Origin of the sequence: Piscinibacter sp. HJYY11 (assembly GCF_016735515.1) — a bacterium.
GTDB lineage: Bacteria > Pseudomonadota > Gammaproteobacteria > Burkholderiales > Burkholderiaceae_C > Rhizobacter.
Genome location: NZ_JAERQZ010000001.1, coordinates 2,041,138 through 2,058,849, shown reverse-complemented (window position 1 = coordinate 2,058,849; position 17,712 = coordinate 2,041,138). Strand labels below are relative to the sequence as shown.

Below are 17,712 nucleotides of genomic sequence, written 5' to 3'. Positions count from 1 at the left end.
GCTTTTCTGTGTGACGTTTCCATGAATCCTCCTGTGGCGCATCCTGTCAATGACACGGTTCGTCTCTCCGTCGATTGCATGGGTGGCGACCACGGTCCCTCGGTCACCTTGCCGGCTTGTCGTGCCTTCCTGAGCGCGCATCCGAAGGCGCAGCTCATCCTCGTTGGCAAGGCCGATGTCCTCGCCGAAGCTGCGAAGTGGGAGCGCTGCACGGTGGTGGCTGCGAGCGAAGTGGTGGAGATGGACGACCCGATCGAGGTGGCCTTGCGCAAGAAGAAGGACTCTTCCCTGCGCGTCGCCCTCAGCCAGCTCAAGGCCGGGCCGGAAGGCCAGCTGCCGAAGGCTCATGTGTGCGTCTCGGCCGGCAATACCGGCGCCTTGATGGCGGTCGCCCGCTACCTGCTCAAGACGATGGAGGGCATCGACCGCCCCGCGATCGCCACCGTGATGCCCAATGAACGCGATGGCTTCACCACCGTGCTCGACCTTGGCGCGAACGTCGACTGCTCGCCCGAGCACCTGCTGCAGTTCGCCGTGATGGGCAGTGCCCTGGTGTCGGCCGTCGAAGGCAAGGAAAACCCGACGGTCGGGCTGCTCAACATCGGCGAAGAAGTCATCAAGGGCAGCGAAACCATCAAGAAGGCCGGCGAGCTGCTGCGCGCGGCGGCCGAGGGCAAGCACATCAACTTCTATGGCAACGTGGAAGGCAACGACATCTTCAAGGGCACGACCGACATCGTCGTCTGCGACGGTTTCGTCGGCAACGTGGCGCTGAAGACGGCCGAAGGTCTGATCTCCACGTTGGTCGGCTTCATCAAGCAAGAGTTCAGCCGCAACATCTTCACCAAGATGGCGGCGGTCGCGGCGCTGCCTGTGCTCAACAGCCTGAAGCGGCGCATCGACCCCCGGCGCTTCAACGGCGCGGCGCTGCTGGGCTTGCGCGGGCTCGTGTTCAAGAGCCACGGGTCGGCGGATGCCTTCGCCTTCGAGGGGGCCCTCAATCGGGCTTATGATGCGGCCCGCAATTGTTTGCTTGACCGGGTGCACGACCAGATTCAAGAGACCCTCCAGGCGATGCCCCCAGGCCTCACTGCTGAGGAGTCTGCGAATTCGGGTGACGCCGCCCTCGCTGCATGACCTCACCTTCTTCTGCCGGCTATTCACGCATCGCGGGCACAGGCAGCTTCCTGCCGCCCAAGCGTGTGAGCAACGCCGATCTGGCCGCCCAACTGGCTGGCCAGGGCATTGAAACTTCTGACGACTGGATCATTGCCCGCACGGGCATCCACGCACGCCACTTCGCCGAAGCGGACGTCGCTTGCAGCGACCTCGCCGTCGAAGCGGCGCGCAAGGCGCTGGCCGCCGCGAACATCGAAGCTTCGCAGATCGACCTCATCATCCTCGCCACGTCGACGCCCGACATGGTGTTTCCCTCGACCGCCTGCATCGTGCAGCGCAAGCTCGGAATCCAGGGCTGCGCGGCCTTCGACGTGCAAGCCGTCTGCTCGGGTTTCGTCTACGCACTGACGGTGGCCGATTCGATGATCCGCACCGGCGCCGCACGCAAGGCGCTGGTCATCGGCTCCGAGGTGTTTTCTCGCCTGCTCGACTTCTCCGACCGTACAACCTGCGTGCTGTTCGGCGATGGTGCTGGCGCGGTGGTGCTCGAAGCGAGCGACACGCCAGGAGTCCTTGCGAGCGAACTGCATGCGGATGGTCGCCATGTCGACATCCTTTGCACACCCGGCTCGGTATCGAACGGCCAGGTAATGGGTGTGCCCTTCCTCAAGATGGACGGTCAGGCCGTGTTCAAGCTGGCGGTGGGCGTGCTGGAAGACGTGGCCCGTTCGGTGCTGCAGAAGGCCGGGCGCGAGGCGTCCGACATCGACTGGCTGATCCCGCACCAGGCCAACATCCGCATCATGCACGGCACCGCCAAGAAGCTGAAGCTGCCTTTGGAAAAGGTCATCGTCACCGTTGACGAACACGGCAACACGTCAGCGGCCTCGATCCCGCTGGCCCTGGATGCGGGCGTGCGCTCGGGCTCCATCAAGCGCGGCGAAACGCTGATGCTGGAAGGTGTGGGCGGCGGCTTCACCTGGGGCGCCGTGCTGCTGGATTTCTGAGCCGCGGCTCAAGGGCGAGCCGCTCGATGCGGCCGCGACAACCGACAAAGAGGCGTTGTGATGACACCGTTTGCTTTTGTATTTCCGGGGCAAGGCTCGCAGTCCGTGGGCATGCTCAATGCCTGGGGTGACCATGCCGCCGTGCGTGACACCCTGGCAGAAGCCTCCGAGGTGCTCGGAGAAGACGTCGCTGGCATCATTCAGACCGGCCCGAAGGAAACGCTGGACCTGACCACCAACACCCAGCCCTACATGCTGACGGCAGGCGTGGCCTGCTACCGGGCCTGGCTGGCTGAGACCGGCGCGCAGCCCGCCGTCGTGGCAGGGCACTCGCTGGGTGAATACAGCGCACTCGTGGCTGCCGGAAGCCTGAGCCTCGCCGAGGCGTTGCCGCTGGTTCGCTTTCGCGCCCAGGCCATGCAGCAAGCCGTGCCGGTGGGGCAGGGCGGCATGGCCGCCATCCTCGGGCTCGACGCGACGCAGGTGATCGAAGGCTGCGCTGAAGCGGCTGCCGAAGTGGGCCAGCCGGTGGAGGCCGCCAACTTCAATGACCCGAAGCAGACCGTGATCGCCGGCACCAAGGCGGCGGTCGATCGCGCTTGCGAGGTGCTGAAGGCCAAGGGCGCCAAGCGTGCCTTGCCGCTTGCCGTGTCGGCACCGTTCCACTCGAGCCTCATGAAGCCGGCTGGCGAACAGCTCAAGGGGCGCCTCGCCGATACTGCGCTGGCAGCACCTCAAATCCCGCTCATCAACAACATCGACGTCGCCGTGCAAGACGAGCCGGCCGCGATCCGTGAAGCGCTGTACCGGCAGTCGTTTGGTGCTGTGCGCTGGGTCGAGACGATCCAGGCCATCCGGGCCCGCGGCATCTCGCACATTGTCGAGTGCGGCCCCGGCAAGGTGTTGGCCGGCATGGTCAAGCGCATCGATGCCGACGCCACGGGCCTGGCGATGTACGACCCGTCCACCTTGGCCGAGGTGAAAGGAGCACTGGCATGAGCGAAGTCCAATTCGCAGGGCAGGTCGCGCTGGTCACCGGCGCATCGCGCGGCATCGGCCGTGCCATTGCACTGCAGCTGGCGTCGCAGGGCCTCAAGGTGATCGGCTCAGCCACCACCGATGCTGGCGCCCAGGCCATCACTGAAGGCCTCTCGAGCCATGCCGGCAGCCGCGGCATTTGCCTCAACGTGAACGACGGCCAGGCCCTCGAAGCTGCCATCGAAACCATCGTCAAAGAGCATGGAGCCTTGCATGTGCTGGTCAACAACGCCGGCATCACGCGCGACATGCTGTCGATGCGCATGAAAGACGAAGACTGGGACGCGGTGATCGACACCAACCTCAAGGCTGTCTTCCGCGCCAGCCGCGCCGTCACCAAGCCCATGATGAAGCAGCGCTATGGCCGCATCATCAACATCACGAGCGTCGTCGGTGCGAGCGGCAACCCGGGCCAAGCCAACTACGCCGCCGCCAAGGCCGGCGTCGCAGGCATGACCCGATCCCTCGCGCGGGAATTGGGCAGCCGCGGCATCACGGTCAACTGTGTAGCGCCGGGCTTCATCGAGACCGACATGACCAAGAAGCTCTCGGAGCAGCAGACCAGCGCGCTGATGGCCCAGATCCCGCTTGGCCGCCTGGGCCAGGCCTCGGACATCGCCAACGCCGTGACGTTTCTCGCCTCGCCGCAGGCCGGCTACATCACCGGCACCGAACTGCACGTCAATGGCGGCATGTTCATGAATTGAGCCTGCCGAACCAATCGAACACCACCGGTTTCTTGCCCGCCGGGAGTGCCTCGGGAGTGTCTTAGAGCACCCACCCTACAGGCCGTAGAATCTCGGGCTGTTTACGTAAACCCTCCTGGAGGAGTCATGAGCGATATCGAAGCACGTGTGAAGAAGATCATTGCCGAGCAACTCGGCGTGCCTGAGGCCGATGTGTCCAATGAGAAGGCTTTCGTGGCCGACCTGGGCGCGGACTCGCTTGACACGGTGGAACTGGTGATGGCGCTGGAAGACGAATTCGGCATCGAGATCCCCGACGAAGAAGCCGAGAAGATCACCACTGTCCAGCTGGCGATCGATTACGCGCTGAAGCACCAGAAGGCCTGATTCTTCCCGGAGCTGTATCCATGTCACGTCGCCGCGTCGTCATCACCGGCCTGGGGCTCATCAGCCCCGTGGGCAACACGGTGGAAGAAGGCTGGGCCAATCTCGTGGCCGGCAAGTCCGGCATTGACACGATCACGAGGTTCGATGCCTCAGGCTTCAGCTGCCAGTTCGCCGGCGAGGTGAAGGGCTTCAAGGTCGAGGACTACATCCCCGGCAAGGAAGCGCGTCACATGGACACCTTCATCCATTACGGCATTGCGGCCTCGGCCCAGGCGATCCAGGATGCAGGTCTGCCCACGGGCGATCAGCTGAGCGAGGAGCAGGCCGAGCGTATCGGCTGCCTCGTGGGGTCGGGCATCGGCGGCTTGCCGATGATCGAAGAGACACACGGCGAGTACACCTCGCGTGGGCCGCGTCGCATTTCGCCGTTTTTCGTGCCGGCCTCGATCATCAACATGATCTCGGGCCACGTGTCGATCCGCTTCGGCTTCACTGGGCCGAACCTCGCGATCGTCACCGCCTGCACGACCGGCTTGCACTCCATCGGCCAGGCGGCTCGCCTGATCGAATACGGCGATGCCGACGTGATGATCGCCGGTGGTGCCGAGTCGACGATCTCGCCGCTGGGCATCGGCGGCTTCACCGCGCCGCGTGCCTTGTCGTCGCGCAATGACGACCCGAAGACCGCCTCGCGGCCCTGGGACAAGGACCGCGACGGCTTCGTCCTCGGCGAAGGCGCCGGCGTGCTGGTGCTCGAAGAATACGAACACGCCAAGAAGCGCGGTGCCAAGATCTATGCGGAACTCGCTGGCTTCGGCATGGGTGCTGACGCGTACCACATGACCGCACCCAACGTCGATGGCCCCAAGCGTTCGATCCGCGCCGCGCTGCGCAACGCCGGCATCGATGGCAGCCAGGTGCAATACCTCAATGCGCACGGCACCTCGACACCGCTCGGCGACGTGAACGAGACCAACGCGATCAAGCTTGCGTTCGGTGATCACGCGAAGAAGCTGGTCGTGAACTCGACCAAGTCCATGACCGGCCACCTGCTGGGTGGGGCGGGGGGCATCGAGTCGGTGTTCACCACGCTGGCGGTGCAGCGCCAGGTTTCGCCGCCGACCATCAACATCTTCAACCAGGATCCGGAGTGCGACCTGGACTACTGCGCCAACACGGCGCGGGACATGAAGATCGACTACGCCGTGAAGAACAACTTCGGCTTCGGCGGCACCAACGGCACCCTGGTGTTCAAGCGCATCTGAGCACGCCGTCGCGTCTCCGCCCCGGCGGCTGCCATGCACGCGCCTCCTCCTTTCCAGATCACCGCGCGCCACTTCGGCATGTGGCGCTGGGCATGTGCCGGGCTGGTCTCGATCTCGGGGCTGGTGTTGGCAGGCTGGGCGTTGAGCGCAGGACAACTGCATCCCGCATGGTTGGCGTTGTCGCTTCTCTTGTGGGCCGTCGCGTCGATCAGCCTGCTGCTACAGGCTTGGCGCCTCGAGCCGGTGAGCCTCCGTTGGGATGGGCAGCTTTGGCATGTCGGGCCGGAGGCCACGGCGGGGCAGGAGCCGCAAGCGGGCGGTATGTCTGTCACCGTGGATCTCGGCTCCTGGGTCCTGCTGCGCTTCGTGCGCCAGGATTCCCGGCGCGGTTTGTGGCTGCCCCTGCAGCGCTCCGGGCACGAGCTGTCGTGGCACGGTTTGCGGGCTACGGTATATTGCGCGCGGCCTGTTTCCCTGCCCACTGCCGCACCGTTCTGACGCCTCCTGATGACCGCCACTGACGCCGATGCACCGCTGATCGAACGCGTCAAGCAAGGCGACGTGAAGGCGTTCGAAATGCTGGTGGTGAAGTACCAGCGGCGCATCGAGCGTCTGATCGGTCGCATGGTGCGCGACGTCGACCTCGTGCCCGACATCGCGCAAGAGACCTTCATCCGCGCCTACCGGGCGATTCCGCAGTTCCGCGGCGAGAGCGCGTTCTACACCTGGCTGTACCGGATTGCGGTCAACACGGCCAAGAAGGCCCTGGTGGACCTCAAACGCGACCCGATCGTGACGGAATCCGCACGATCCGCTCGCGACGAGGAGGACGAAACTTCCCGAGTTGAATCCGAACTAAGCCACGGCGAAACCCCCGATGCGATGCTGGCGAGCAAGGAAATTGCCGCTGCCGTCAATGCCTCCATAGAAGCCTTGTCCGAGGACTTGCGGCAGGCCATTACGCTGCGCGAAATCGAAGGGCTCAGCTATGAAGAAATTGCTGAAGTCATGAATTGCCCCATCGGCACGGTTCGGTCTCGGATCTTTCGCGCACGCGAGGCGATCGCGCAGCGTTTGCGGCCCTTGCTGGACACGCGTGAGGGCGAGCGCTGGTAGCGCCGTGGCATGACGATGGTTTTGAGAGTTGGAGGTTGTGATGTCTCAACGGTCTGAAGCCGAAAGGCGGCCCGCGGCAGAGGATCTGTCGGCGTTGATGGATGGCGAGCTGGATGCATCTGCCGTTGCCGGCGCGTGCAGGGTGTGGCGCGACGATGCGCAGATGCGCGCTCAGTGGCATGCCTATCACCTGATCGGCGATGTGATGCGGTCCGAGGATCTGACCTCGGACGCGAAGCGCGATGCCCGGTTCCTGGCCAGCCTGCGCGAACGTTTGGCCCAGGAGCCGGTGGTGCTGGCGCCTTCTGGCGCGGCTGCCACGGCCGTCGTGGCACCGGTTCGGGCTCGTCGTCGCTCCTGGATGGGATCGGCAGCCGTTGCTGCGGGGTTTGCCGTGGTGGCCGGTACCCTGGTCGTCACGCAACTGGCCGGCGGGTTGTCTACCGAGGCTGGTGGCGATCTGTCCATCGCTCAGGTGCCGTCTCCCTTGCAGACCGTTGCCTTGAGCGAGAAGCCAGCATCGGCGGCCGGCGAAGTGCCGAGCGTCGTGCTCAACGGTCAGTTGGTGCGCGATGCTCGCCTCGACGAATATCTGGCAGCCCACAAGAAATTTGGGGGCAGTTCACTGCCGGGTGGCCCTTCAGGGTTCCTGCGCAACGCTTCGGTTGAAGTGCCGGGGCGCTGATACGCCATGCTGTTGCGCCTTCCTGCTTTCGTCGTCGCCTGCGCTGCTCTTGTTTCTGCCCCGCTGACTGCCCACGCGCAAGCTGCGCTCGCCAGTGGCGACCCGCTGGTGGAAGCGCGCGAGACTCGTGCCTGGTTGACGCGCATCCAGGAGGCCGCGAACAAGAAGAACTTCGTCGGCACGGTCGTCGTGAGCGCGGGAGGGACGGTGGCCAGCACCCGCATTGCCCACTACGGCGACGGACGAGACCAGTTCGAGCGCATCGATTCACTGGACGGTCAGGTTCGCAGCGTCTTCCGGCACAACGACCTGGTGCATACCGTGTGGCCGCAGCGTCGGGTAGCGGTGGTGGAACAGCGTGATCAGATGAGTTCGTTCCCCGCATTGCTGCAGGCAGGCCATGATCGCGTGCAGGAGTTCTACGAACTGAAGCCGGTTGCAGTCGAGCGGGTGGCCGGGCACGAGGCCAACGTCCTCGTGCTGAAGCCGCGCGACAAGCTTCGTTTTGGCTACCGGCTGTGGGCTGAAAAAGGGACTGGCCTCTTGTTGCGCACGGAGGTTTTGGGCGAGCGCGGGGAGATCCTCGAGTCGTCGGCGTTTTCCGAAGTGTCGATCGGCGTGCGCGCCCAGCCTGACCATGTCGTGCAGGCGGTGAAGAAGCTTGATGGCTACAAGGTCATCAAGCAGCAGCACCTTTCGACCCGACCCGAAGGCGAAGGCTGGACGCTCAAGGTCTCGGTGCCGGGATTCAAGTTGGTCAGTTGCGTGAAGCGCCAAATGGACGATCCGGCGAAAGTCGGCGGCTCGGCGAGCACCGGGCAGACCTTGCAGACGATCTACTCCGACGGGTTGACCTACGTCTCCATCTTCATCGAGCCCTACAACGCCGAGCGCCATACGCGCCCCATGGTGACGGCCATCGGTGCCACCCAGACCATGATGCGGCGCGAAGGCGATTGGTGGATCACGGCGATGGGCGATGTGCCGGCAGGTACGTTGCGCCAGTTCGCCAACGGCATCGAGCGCAAGAAATAGCAGTTGGACGGGACAGTGCGTCGCCGATCGCTTGCAGTGGTGCTGGTGGCAGGTGCGACGCTGCTGAGCCTCTGCATGGTGCCGCAGGTGAGCCTCGCGCAGGCGCGCGAGTTCCCAGACTTTGCAGATCTCGCGGAGCGAGTCGGCCCTGCGGTTGTCAACATCCGGATCTCCGAACGCGGCTCCGACGGCGCGCGACCTGTGCCCCGTCGTCGCGCTCCGGTGTTGCAGGGGAGCGATGAGTCGTCTCGTGGAGAAGGCTCCGGCTTCATCATCAGTGGCGATGGCTATCTGCTGACCAGCGCGCATGTCGTGGAAGGTGCATCCGAGGTCTATGTGACCTTGACCGACAAGCGAGAGTTCCGGGCCAGGGTCATTGGCGCTGACGAGCGCTCCGATGTGGCCGTGCTCAAGTTTGAAGCTGTGGGTCTGCCGGCGTTGCGGATCGGGGACGCCAGCCGGCTGCGCGTAGGCGAATGGGTCATGGCCATCGGCTCCCCTTTTGGGCTGGAGAATACCGTGACGATCGGGATCGTCAGCGCCAAGCAGCGAGATACCGGCGCAGAGGTGCCGTTCATCCAGGCGGATGTCGCGGTGAATCCAGGCAATGCGGGTGGTCCGCTCATCAACATCCGTGGCGAAGCGGTGGGGATCAACTCCCAGATCCTGAGTCCCGCGGGCACTTCCGTCGGCATCTCGTTGGCAATTCCGATCGACGAGGCGATGCGCATTGCCGACCAGCTCAGGGCCAACGGGCGCGTCGTGAGAGGCTATATCGGCCTGCTGCCCGCCGATGCGCCGCGCGACGCTGCCGACGAGCATGGCAAGGGCAGGGCCAAGGGAGCCTTGGTGCGTCAGATTGTGCCGGCGGGGCCCGCCGAGAAAGTGGGCATCCAGCCTGGTGATCTCGTTCTCGCTGTGAATGGCAAGTCGATTGAGTGTGCGATGGACCTGCGCCGTTACGTGAGCACGCTCAGGCCCGGCTCGACGGCGACTGCGCAGGTGAGCCGTCGCGGCAAGCTGTTGGAGTTCAAGCCTATCCTGACTGAGTTGAATGCCCCGCAGTCTGCTTCACCTGATCGGCAAGAGTCCGAGGGCTCAGTCGCCTCCGTGGCCGCGAAGACCTGGGGATTCACGGTCGCCAACTTGGCGGATGTAGATCGGATTGCGTCCCGCGCGTCCGGTGTGAGAGTGGCGACGGTGACGGCGGGGGCCGAGGCAGCGGGCCTTCGGCAAGGCGATGTGATCCTGGCCGTGGGCTCGACGGACGTGGCGGATCTCAAGCAGTTTGAAGCCAGTATCGCGAAGCTTGATCGAACCCGTCCGCTTCCCATCACGGTGTTAAGAGGGGCGTGGGCTCAATTTGTTCGGCTTCCGGTTGTGAGGTGAACGGGACCCGAAAACCGACCATGCTCGAGGGGCATCCTTCAGAAAAAAATACTTGGAATCCGGACTATGAAATTCAGTTTGCGTGCGCACACTTCTTATCACCGAATTCCTCCATTCTCGGCATAGAATCTGGCATATTTGAGGCGATTTATCGCCACGCCTGACAAGGACTCGGGGAGGCGAAATCTATCCCCAAGCTGCCCACAACACTTTGTGGATAAATTGTGCATAGATTTTCGTGTTGGTACCCTGCAACGAGAACAAATCCAGCAACGGCGCGGTTTCCCGCGGGGTGCTTTTGGCTACAATGAAGGCCCAACAAGCAGTTGCCATACGTTTTGTTGGAAGGCGCGTCACTCATTCGACGTGCCTTTTTTTTAGCCTCTTCTCGTGCAGCACGCGACGCTTTCGCGGCACCTTCCCACTCACGATCGAGCGCTCTCCGCGGCCGGCAGGCTGTTGATCAAGAGCGGTTCGAGCACTGAGCGCTTCGCATGGATCACATCCGTAATTTCTCCATCATTGCCCACATCGACCACGGCAAGTCGACACTCGCCGACCGCCTCATCCAACGCTGCGGTGGCCTGAGCGACCGGGAGATGGAGGCCCAAGTGCTCGACTCGATGGACATCGAGCGCGAGCGCGGCATCACCATCAAGGCGCAGACGGCGGCCCTTTCGTACAAGGCGCGCGACGGCAAGACCTACCAGCTCAATTTGATCGACACCCCGGGGCACGTTGACTTCTCGTATGAAGTGAGCCGGTCACTGTCCGCCTGCGAAGGTGCGCTGCTGGTGGTGGACGCGAGCCAGGGGGTGGAGGCTCAGACGGTGGCCAATTGCTACACCGCGCTCGACCTCGGTGTCGAAGTGGTCCCCGTGCTCAACAAGATGGATCTGCCCCAGGCCGACCCGGAGCGCGCCAAGGCCGAGGTCGAAGACGTGATCGGCATCGATGCGGAGCACGCCATTCCCTGTAGCGCCAAGACAGGCGAGGGCATCGACGACATCCTGGAGGCGGTGATCGCCCGCATGCCGGCGCCGCGAGGCAAGGCCGATGCGCCGTTGCGCGCCATGATCATCGATTCGTGGTTCGACAACTACGTGGGCGTCGTGATGCTGGTTCGCGTGGTCGATGGCGAGCTCAAGAAGGGTGAACGCTTCAAGATGATGGCGACCAACGCCGCCTATGCGGCCGAGCAGCTGGGCGTGTTCACCCCGAAGTCTGTTTCGAGGGACATCCTCAAAGCCGGCGAAGTGGGCTTCGTGATCGCCGGCATCAAGGAGCTGCAGCATGCCAAGGTGGGCGACACGCTCACGCTGGAAAAGAAGCTGCCGAACAACCTCGGTCCGGCCGATGAGGCGCTGCCGGGCTTCAAGGAAATCCAGCCACAGGTCTTCGCTGGCCTGTACCCGACCGAAGCGAGCGAATACGACCAGCTGCGCGACGCACTGGAAAAGTTGAAGCTCAACGACTCCTCCCTGCGCTACGAACCCGAGGTGTCGCAGGCGCTGGGCTTCGGTTTCCGGTGTGGATTCCTAGGTCTCCTGCACATGGAGATCGTGCAGGAGCGACTGGAGCGCGAGTTCGACCAGGACCTGATCACCACCGCGCCTTCGGTCGTCTATGAGGTCGAGCTCAACAATGGCGAGGTGCTCAAGGTCGAGAACCCGTCCAAGATGCCCGACCTTGGCCGCATCCGGGAGATCCGCGAGCCCATCGTCACCGTGCACCTGTACATGCCGCAGGACTATGTCGGCCCGGTGATGACGCTTGCCAACCTCAAGCGTGGCACGCAGATCAACATGGCCTACCACGGCCGCCAGGTGATGCTCACCTATGAGATGCCGCTCGCCGAGATCGTGCTCGACTTCTTCGACAAGCTCAAGAGCGTGTCGCGCGGTTACGCCTCGATGGACTACGAGTTCAAGGAATACCGCGGCTCCGACGTCGTGAAGGTCGACATCCTGCTGAACGGCGACAAGGTCGATGCGCTGTCGATCATCGTGCACCGCGCCCAGAGCCAGTTCCGCAGCCGAGCGGTCGTGGCCAAGATGCGCGAGTTGATTTCGCGCCAGCAATACGACGTCGCGGTGCAGGCCGCCATCGGGGCCAACATCATTGCGCGTGAGACAATCAAGGCCCTGCGCAAGAACGTCATTGCCAAGTGTTATGGCGGCGACATCACCCGCAAGCGCAAGCTGCTCGAAAAACAAAAAGCCGGCAAGAAACGCATGAAGCAGATCGGCTCTGTCGAAGTGCCGCAGGAAGCGTTCCTCGCCATCCTCCAAGTGGACGATTGATGGGTTCTCTGACCGGTTTGCTGTATGCGTGCCTCGCGGTGTATCTGGGAGGCTGGTATCTGGGCAAGTGGACGGGCAATTTCTCGCTGCTGCTCTTCATCCTCACCCTGGTGACGCTGGCGTACTGGCTGGCCGAGCGCTTCCATTTCGCGCCGGCGCGCGCCAAGGCAGCGCAGAGCCTCGAGCAGCAAGACGCCGCGCGTCGTGAAGAGCTGGCAAGCAAAGGCATTGCCAAGGTCGATGGAGACATCGCACCGGCGCGCGAAGCGCTGTTGATGCAACCCTGGTGGCTCGATTGGACCGCGGGGCTCTTCCCGGTGATCCTGATCGTGTTCCTCCTGCGCTCGTTCCTTTTCGAGCCGTTCAAGATTCCGTCGGGCTCGATGGTTCCGACCTTGCTGGTCGGTGACCTCATCCTGGTCAACAAGTACCACTACGGCGTGCGGCTGCCCGTCATCAACAAGAAGATCATCGACTTGAACACCCCACAGCGCGGCGACGTGATGGTGTTCCGTTATCCCGCCAACCCGAGCATCGACTACATCAAGCGCGTGGTCGGTGTGCCGGGGGACGTGGTGTCCTACAAGAACCAGCGGCTGTACCTCAACGACCAACTGGTCGAGACGCAGGCCTTGCCAGAGTTCTACGATGACGAGAGCACCCGCTATTTCAAGCAGTACAACGAGAAGCTGGGGCCGGTGGAGCATCGCATCCTGGTCGATGTGCAACGCCCTTCTTACATCCGGCCGACCGACCCGTTCCCCTACAAGGAAAACTGCAGCTACAGTGCAGAAGGCGTCACGTGCAAGGTGCCTGCGGGCCACTATTTCATGATGGGCGACAACCGCGACAACTCCGAAGACTCGCGCTTCTGGGGCTTCGTGCCCGATGAGAACATCGTCGGCAAGGCCTTTTTTGTGTGGATGAATTTCGGTAACCTCCGCCGCATCGGCTCGTTCCATTGACCACGCCAACACGAGGAGCAAGAAGCCATGACCGTTGAACATCGCACGCTGCGTTCTGAACGCGGCATCACGTTGTTCGGTTTGCTTTTCTGGGCCATCGTGATCGGCTTTGTGGCGCTGCTGGGGCTGCGCGTGTTGCCGACCGTCAACGAATACTTCACCATCAAGCGCGCGGTGGAGCAAATTGCTGCCAGTGGCGCAACAACAGTGCCCGAGATCCGCGCGGCTTTCGACAAGCAGGTGCAGATCGAGTACTCGATCCAATCCATCACCAGCAAGGACCTTGAAATCACCAAGGTCAACGAGAAGGTGGTGATCGCCTTCGCCTACGGCAAGGAGATCGAGATCATGAGCCCGGTCTACCTGCTCATCAAATACGAAGGACGGTCGAAGTAGGCCCTTGGCCGCTTGGTCCGAAGTACCGTGGACGCCCGCCTCAACGCCCTGCAGCAACGCCTCGGCCACCGGTTCGCCCAGCCCGAACTGCTGAGCCGGGCGGTGACCCATCGCAGCTTCGGCGCCGATCACAACGAGCGGCTCGAGTTTCTCGGCGATGCCGTGCTGAGCCTGGCCGTCAGTGCACTGTTGTTCGAGCGTTTCGGTGTCTCGGACGAAGGCGACCTGACCCGCGTGCGGGCTCACCTGGTCCGCGAAGACACCCTCCATCGCGTGGCCCTCTCCCTGGGACTGCCGGAAGTGCTGCGCCTGAGCGAAGGCGAAGCGCGCGGTGGCGGCGCTCAGCGTCCTTCCATCTTGGCCGATGCGCTGGAGGCCATCATCGGCGCCACCTTCCTCGACGGCGCCTTCGAGCCCGCCCGGGCGCTCGTCCGGCGTCTCTTCGGCGATGTCATCCTCAACACCGACATCGACAGCTGGACCAAGGACGCCAAGACCGAGTTGCAGGAATGGCTGCAGGCCCGCCGCCTGCCGGTGCCGACCTATCGCATCCTGAACACCCGCGGCCAGGCGCATGCGCAGACCTTCGAAGTCGAGTGCGCCGTGCCGGCCCTGAGCCTCACCGAAACCGGTGAAGGCCGCTCGCGCCGCATGGCCGAGCAGGAAGCTGCCCGCCGTATGCTGGTGTCGCTGAAGGCCAGCGATGACAAGCCCGGCAGCGCACTCCGCTCCTGACACCATGACCGACGAAGCTGAAGACAGCCAGCAGCGCTGCGGACTGGTCGCCATCGTCGGCCGCCCCAACGTGGGCAAGTCGACCTTGCTCAATGCGCTCGTCGGCCAGAAGGTCAGCATCACCTCGGCGAAAGCGCAGACCACGCGGCACCGCATCACCGGCATCCGCACGGTGGGTGAGAGCCAGTTCGTGTTCGTCGACACGCCGGGTTTCCAGACGCGCCACAGCGCCGCGCTCAACCGCACGCTCAACCGCACCGTGCAAGGGGTGCTGTTCGACGTCGACGTCGTCCTCTTCGTCGTCGAAGCCGGGCGTTTCGGCCTCGACGATGCCAAGGTGCTCGCCCTTTTGCCGCCGGGCAAGCCCGCCATCCTCGTGGCCAACAAGCTCGACGCCGTGCACCGCCGCGCGGAGCTCGTGCCCTGGCTCAAGGGCATGCAGGACCGCCATGCCTTCGCCGAGTTCGTGCCGCTGTCGGCCAAGAAAGAGGCTGACACGCAGCGCCTGCTCGACATCGTGCAGCCCTACCTGCCCGAGCAGCCCTGGTTCTACGAGGAAGACGCGCTCACCGACCGCAGCGACCGTTTCCTCGCGAGCGAGCTGATCCGCGAAAAGCTCTTTCGCCTGACGGGCGACGAGCTGCCCTACGCCTCCACCGTCGTCATTGACAAGTTCGAGGAAGAGGGCAACCTGCGCCGCATCGCCGCCACCATCGTCGTCGAGCGTGATGCGCACAAAGGCATGGTGATTGGCCACGAGGGCGAGCGCCTGAAGCGCATCGGCTCCGAAGCGCGCCAGGAGCTCGAGCATCTGATGGGCGCCAAGGTCTTCCTCGAACTGTGGGTGAAGGTGCGCTCCGGCTGGGCCGACAACGAAGAGCACCTGCGCAGCTACGGCTACGAGTAGCCGGGATGGCCACGCGCACCACGCGCCCCCCACGTCTTGCGGCGCAGCAGGTCGCCTTCGTCCTGCACCACTACGACTGGAGCGAAACCAGTCTGATCCTCGACCTCTTCACCCGCGAGCAAGGGCGGCAGGCCGTCGTGGCCAAGGGCGCCAAGCGGCCGTACTCGCAGATGCGCGCCGTGTTGCTGCCGTTCCAGCGCCTGCAGGTGACGCTGGGCAAGCCGCCCAAGGTGGATGCAGGCGAGAGCGCTGGCGAGGTGCAGACCCTGCGTGCCGCCGAATGGGCCGGTGGACAAGCCATGCTCACGGGGGCAGCGCTCTTCAGCGGCTTCTACCTCAACGAACTGCTGATGAAGCTCCTGGCACGGGGCGACCCGGTTCCGACGCTGTTCGACCTCTATGCCCAGACCTTGACGGCGCTGGCCACCGCCGACGAGAACGACACGCAGGCCGCCTTGCGTGCCTTCGAGGTCCTGCTGCTGAAAGCCATCGGCCTTCTGCCCGACTTGGCGGTGGTGACGCTCACGCAGGAAGACATCCGCCTCGATGCGCGCTATGCCGTGCGCTCAGAAGCCGGTGTGACACTGCCGCGCACGGGCGAGGCCTCGCTCTCCGCCCAGCAACTGATCGGCCTGCAGGCTGCGCTCGAGCACGGCAGCCTGGCCGCCTTGCAGCAGGCCTGTGCCCCTGTGCTGCCAGAGCTCAAAGCAATCTTGCGAGGTCTGCTTCACTATCATCTTGGCTCGCCCGTCTTGCGCACCCGCCAGGTGATGCTCGACGTTCAAGCCCTTGATCGATAGCCCATGAACCCTCTGCTCACCAGCGGTCTCGACGCGCATCGCGGCCTCACCGCCTTGTCGGTCAACGTGAACCTGGTGGCGCAGATCCGCAACCGCCGCCCGCTCCCGTTCCCGAGCGTGACGGGGCTGTCGAGCACTGCGCTTGAAGCCGGCGCCCACGGCATCACCATCCACCCGCGGCCCGACCAGCGCCACATCCGCACGCACGACGTGTTCGACCTCGCCGAGCTGATGACGAAGTGGCCGCAGGCCGAGTTCAACATCGAAGGCAACCCGCTGCACAACCTGATGGACCTGCTGCGGCAACTCGCCGCGCAGCAGCGAGCGCCGCAGCAATGCACCTTCGTGCCCGACAGCGAGAGCCAGCCCACCTCCGACCACGGCTGGCGTTTCCCCGAAGACGCCGCGACGCTGAAGCCGCTCATCGCCGAAGCCAAGTCGCTCGGCATCCGCGTCAGCCTCTTCATGGACCCATTGCCCGAGATGATGGCCGCCGCGCGGGACGTGGGCGCCGACCGTGTCGAGCTCTACACCGAGTCCTACGCACGCGCCCATGGCACCCCCGAGCAGGCGGCGGTGCTCGCGCGCTTCACTGCCACCGCCGAAGCCGCTCTCCGTGCCGGCCTCGGCCTCAACGCGGGCCACGACCTCAACTGTGCCAACCTCACCGACTTCCTGCGCGCCGTGCCCGGCGTGCAAGAGGTGTCGATCGGCCACGCGCTGATCGCCGACACCCTCGAACTCGGCATGACCGAAACCGTGCGCGCCTACCTGCGCTGCCTCCACGCTGCTGCTGCCCCATGAACACACACGCTCCCGTCGTGCTCGACGTCGCCGGCACGACCCTCAACGGCGACGACCGCCGCCGCCTCAAGCACCCGCTGACCGGCGGCCTGATCTTCTTCGCCCGGAACTGGCAGAACCGCCAGCAGATCACCGAGCTCGCCGCCGAGATCAAGTCCATCCGGCCCGACGTGCTGATCAGCGTCGACCACGAAGGCGGGCGCGTGCAGCGCTTCCGCACCGATGGCTTCACCCACCTGCCGCCGATGCGCGCGCTCGGCGAGCTGTGGATGAGCGACGCGCTCACCGCCACCGATGCCGCCACCGCCGCCGGCTACGTGCTCGGCGCCGAGCTGCGCAGCTGCGGCATCGACCTCAGCTTCACCCCGGTGCTCGACCTCGACCATGGCGGCTCCAGCGTCATCGGCGACCGAGCCTTCCACCGCGATGCACGCGTGGCGACGATGCTGGCCAAGAGCCTGATGCACGGCCTGCTGCAATCGGGCATGGCCAACTGCGGCAAGCACTTTCCCGGGCACGGCTTCGTCAAGGGCGATAGCCACACCGAGGTGCCGGTCGACAAGCGTTCGCTCAAGGCCATCCTCGCCGACGACGCCAAGCCGTACGAATGGCTCAGCACCAGCCTCACCAGCGTGATGCCGGCGCACGTGATCTACCCCAAGGTCGATGACCAACCCGCGGGCTTCTCACCACGCTGGTTGAAAGAAATCCTGCGCCAGCAGCTCGGTTTCACCGGCGCCATCTTCAGCGACGACCTCAGCATGGAAGGCGCCAAGGTGGCCGGCTCTGCTGTCGACGGCGCGGTGGCCGCGCTGCAGGCGGGCTGCGACATGGTCCTGCTGTGCAACCAGTCCCTCAACGGCGGCCGGGCCGTCGACGAGTTGCTCGATGGCCTGCTGGCCGCCGCCGAGCAGGGCCAGTGGACACCTGACGGCGACAGCGAGATGCGTCGCCGGAGGCTCCTGCCGCAATCGGCCCCGCTGACCTGGGACGAGCTGATGCACGACCCCGTGTACCAGCGCGCGCTGGAGCGCCTGCCCTGAGTCTGTGCCGCTGACCCAAGAAAAAGGGCGCA

At 64.4% G+C, this 17,712-nt stretch carries 19 protein-coding genes; all 19 read left to right on the top strand.

Annotation, left to right across the window (positions count from 1 at the left end):
• Positions 1-21 precede the first annotated feature (21 nt).
• The 19 genes from plsX (at position 22) to nagZ (ending at position 17,680) form a co-directional block, all read left to right on the top strand.
• Complete coding sequence (plsX, locus tag JI745_RS09385; RefSeq protein WP_201805644.1) at positions 22-1,137, top strand: phosphate acyltransferase PlsX; 1,116 nt, start codon at positions 22-24, stop codon at positions 1,135-1,137.
• Entirely contained in the window at positions 1,134-2,126 is a 993-nt protein-coding gene (locus tag JI745_RS09380) for a beta-ketoacyl-ACP synthase III (RefSeq protein WP_201805642.1), read from the top strand. Before plsX ends, JI745_RS09380 begins: the two co-directional genes overlap by 4 nt.
• Positions 2,127-2,186: 60 nt before the next feature.
• Entirely contained in the window at positions 2,187-3,125 is a 939-nt protein-coding gene (gene fabD / locus JI745_RS09375) for an ACP S-malonyltransferase (protein WP_201805640.1), read from the top strand.
• Positions 3,122-3,871, top strand: coding sequence for a 3-oxoacyl-ACP reductase FabG (gene fabG / locus JI745_RS09370; RefSeq protein WP_201805638.1), 750 nt, complete (start codon positions 3,122-3,124; stop codon positions 3,869-3,871). Before fabD ends, fabG begins: the two co-directional genes overlap by 4 nt.
• A 126-nt stretch (positions 3,872-3,997) precedes the next feature.
• Positions 3,998-4,237: an acyl carrier protein gene (acpP, locus tag JI745_RS09365; protein ID WP_201805636.1), complete on the top strand. Its 240-nt coding sequence runs from the start codon at positions 3,998-4,000 to the stop codon at positions 4,235-4,237.
• A gap of 20 nt (positions 4,238-4,257) precedes the next feature.
• On the top strand, positions 4,258-5,502 hold the full coding sequence (fabF, locus tag JI745_RS09360) for a beta-ketoacyl-ACP synthase II (RefSeq protein ID WP_201805634.1): 1,245 nt from the start codon (positions 4,258-4,260) through the stop codon (positions 5,500-5,502).
• Between the two features lie 33 nt (positions 5,503-5,535).
• Positions 5,536-6,000, top strand: coding sequence for a hypothetical protein (locus JI745_RS09355; RefSeq protein WP_201805632.1), 465 nt, complete (start codon positions 5,536-5,538; stop codon positions 5,998-6,000).
• A 9-nt stretch (positions 6,001-6,009) separates the two neighbouring features.
• Entirely contained in the window at positions 6,010-6,618 is a 609-nt protein-coding gene (gene rpoE, locus JI745_RS09350; RefSeq protein ID WP_201805631.1) for an RNA polymerase sigma factor RpoE, read from the top strand.
• A 40-nt stretch (positions 6,619-6,658) separates the two neighbouring features.
• Positions 6,659-7,303 carry a sigma-E factor negative regulatory protein gene (locus JI745_RS09345; RefSeq protein WP_201805630.1) on the top strand — a complete coding sequence of 215 codons (645 nt, stop codon included), beginning with the start codon at positions 6,659-6,661 and terminating at the stop codon, positions 7,301-7,303.
• Positions 7,304-7,309: 6 nt separating this feature from the next.
• A complete protein-coding gene (locus JI745_RS09340; protein WP_201805629.1) occupies positions 7,310-8,338 on the top strand; it encodes a MucB/RseB C-terminal domain-containing protein in 1,029 nt (342 codons plus the stop codon).
• 36 nt (positions 8,339-8,374) lie between these two features.
• A complete protein-coding gene (locus JI745_RS09335; RefSeq protein WP_310738550.1) occupies positions 8,375-9,727 on the top strand; it encodes a trypsin-like peptidase domain-containing protein in 1,353 nt (450 codons plus the stop codon).
• Between the two features lie 494 nt (positions 9,728-10,221).
• Positions 10,222-12,030, top strand: coding sequence for a translation elongation factor 4 (gene lepA / locus JI745_RS09330; RefSeq protein ID WP_201805627.1), 1,809 nt, complete (start codon positions 10,222-10,224; stop codon positions 12,028-12,030).
• A complete protein-coding gene (gene lepB, locus JI745_RS09325; protein WP_201805626.1) occupies positions 12,030-12,995 on the top strand; it encodes a signal peptidase I in 966 nt (321 codons plus the stop codon). The genes lepA and lepB overlap by 1 nt, the downstream gene beginning before the upstream one ends.
• Before the next feature lie 27 nt (positions 12,996-13,022).
• The gene (locus tag JI745_RS09320) at positions 13,023-13,391 is read left to right on the top strand and encodes a DUF4845 domain-containing protein (protein ID WP_201805625.1); all 369 of its coding nucleotides are present in this window, start codon (positions 13,023-13,025) and stop codon (positions 13,389-13,391) included.
• A gap of 27 nt (positions 13,392-13,418) precedes the next feature.
• Entirely contained in the window at positions 13,419-14,126 is a 708-nt protein-coding gene (gene rnc, locus JI745_RS09315) for a ribonuclease III (protein WP_201805624.1), read from the top strand.
• Positions 14,127-14,130: 4 nt separating this feature from the next.
• Complete coding sequence (gene era, locus JI745_RS09310; RefSeq protein ID WP_236674947.1) at positions 14,131-15,033, top strand: GTPase Era; 903 nt, start codon at positions 14,131-14,133, stop codon at positions 15,031-15,033.
• A gap of 5 nt (positions 15,034-15,038) precedes the next feature.
• Complete coding sequence (recO, locus tag JI745_RS09305) at positions 15,039-15,833, top strand: DNA repair protein RecO (RefSeq protein ID WP_201805620.1); 795 nt, start codon at positions 15,039-15,041, stop codon at positions 15,831-15,833.
• Positions 15,834-15,836: 3 nt separating this feature from the next.
• Complete coding sequence (locus JI745_RS09300) at positions 15,837-16,637, top strand: pyridoxine 5'-phosphate synthase (protein WP_201805618.1); 801 nt, start codon at positions 15,837-15,839, stop codon at positions 16,635-16,637.
• Complete coding sequence (gene nagZ / locus JI745_RS09295) at positions 16,634-17,680, top strand: beta-N-acetylhexosaminidase (protein WP_201805616.1); 1,047 nt, start codon at positions 16,634-16,636, stop codon at positions 17,678-17,680. Before JI745_RS09300 ends, nagZ begins: the two co-directional genes overlap by 4 nt.
• Positions 17,681-17,712: the final 32 nt, after the last annotated feature.

Excerpts from the sequence above, each read along its gene's own strand:
- plsX (WP_201805644.1), top strand. The coding sequence starts at position 22 with ATGAATCCTCCTGTGGCGCATCCTGTCAATGACACGGTTCGTCTCTCC.
- JI745_RS09380 (WP_201805642.1), top strand. The coding sequence starts at position 1,134 with ATGACCTCACCTTCTTCTGCCGGCTATTCACGCATCGCGGGCACAGGC.
- fabD (WP_201805640.1), top strand. The coding sequence starts at position 2,187 with ATGACACCGTTTGCTTTTGTATTTCCGGGGCAAGGCTCGCAGTCCGTG.
- fabG (WP_201805638.1), top strand. The coding sequence starts at position 3,122 with ATGAGCGAAGTCCAATTCGCAGGGCAGGTCGCGCTGGTCACCGGCGCA.
- acpP (WP_201805636.1), top strand. The coding sequence starts at position 3,998 with ATGAGCGATATCGAAGCACGTGTGAAGAAGATCATTGCCGAGCAACTC.
- fabF (WP_201805634.1), top strand. The coding sequence starts at position 4,258 with ATGTCACGTCGCCGCGTCGTCATCACCGGCCTGGGGCTCATCAGCCCC.
- JI745_RS09355 (WP_201805632.1), top strand. The coding sequence starts at position 5,536 with ATGCACGCGCCTCCTCCTTTCCAGATCACCGCGCGCCACTTCGGCATG.
- rpoE (WP_201805631.1), top strand. The coding sequence starts at position 6,010 with ATGACCGCCACTGACGCCGATGCACCGCTGATCGAACGCGTCAAGCAA.
- JI745_RS09345 (WP_201805630.1), top strand. The coding sequence starts at position 6,659 with ATGTCTCAACGGTCTGAAGCCGAAAGGCGGCCCGCGGCAGAGGATCTG.
- JI745_RS09340 (WP_201805629.1), top strand. The coding sequence starts at position 7,310 with ATGCTGTTGCGCCTTCCTGCTTTCGTCGTCGCCTGCGCTGCTCTTGTT.
- lepA (WP_201805627.1), top strand. The coding sequence starts at position 10,222 with ATGGATCACATCCGTAATTTCTCCATCATTGCCCACATCGACCACGGC.
- lepB (WP_201805626.1), top strand. The coding sequence starts at position 12,030 with ATGGGTTCTCTGACCGGTTTGCTGTATGCGTGCCTCGCGGTGTATCTG.
- JI745_RS09320 (WP_201805625.1), top strand. The coding sequence starts at position 13,023 with ATGACCGTTGAACATCGCACGCTGCGTTCTGAACGCGGCATCACGTTG.
- era (WP_236674947.1), top strand. The coding sequence starts at position 14,131 with ATGACCGACGAAGCTGAAGACAGCCAGCAGCGCTGCGGACTGGTCGCC.
- recO (WP_201805620.1), top strand. The coding sequence starts at position 15,039 with ATGGCCACGCGCACCACGCGCCCCCCACGTCTTGCGGCGCAGCAGGTC.
- JI745_RS09300 (WP_201805618.1), top strand. The coding sequence starts at position 15,837 with ATGAACCCTCTGCTCACCAGCGGTCTCGACGCGCATCGCGGCCTCACC.
- nagZ (WP_201805616.1), top strand. The coding sequence starts at position 16,634 with ATGAACACACACGCTCCCGTCGTGCTCGACGTCGCCGGCACGACCCTC.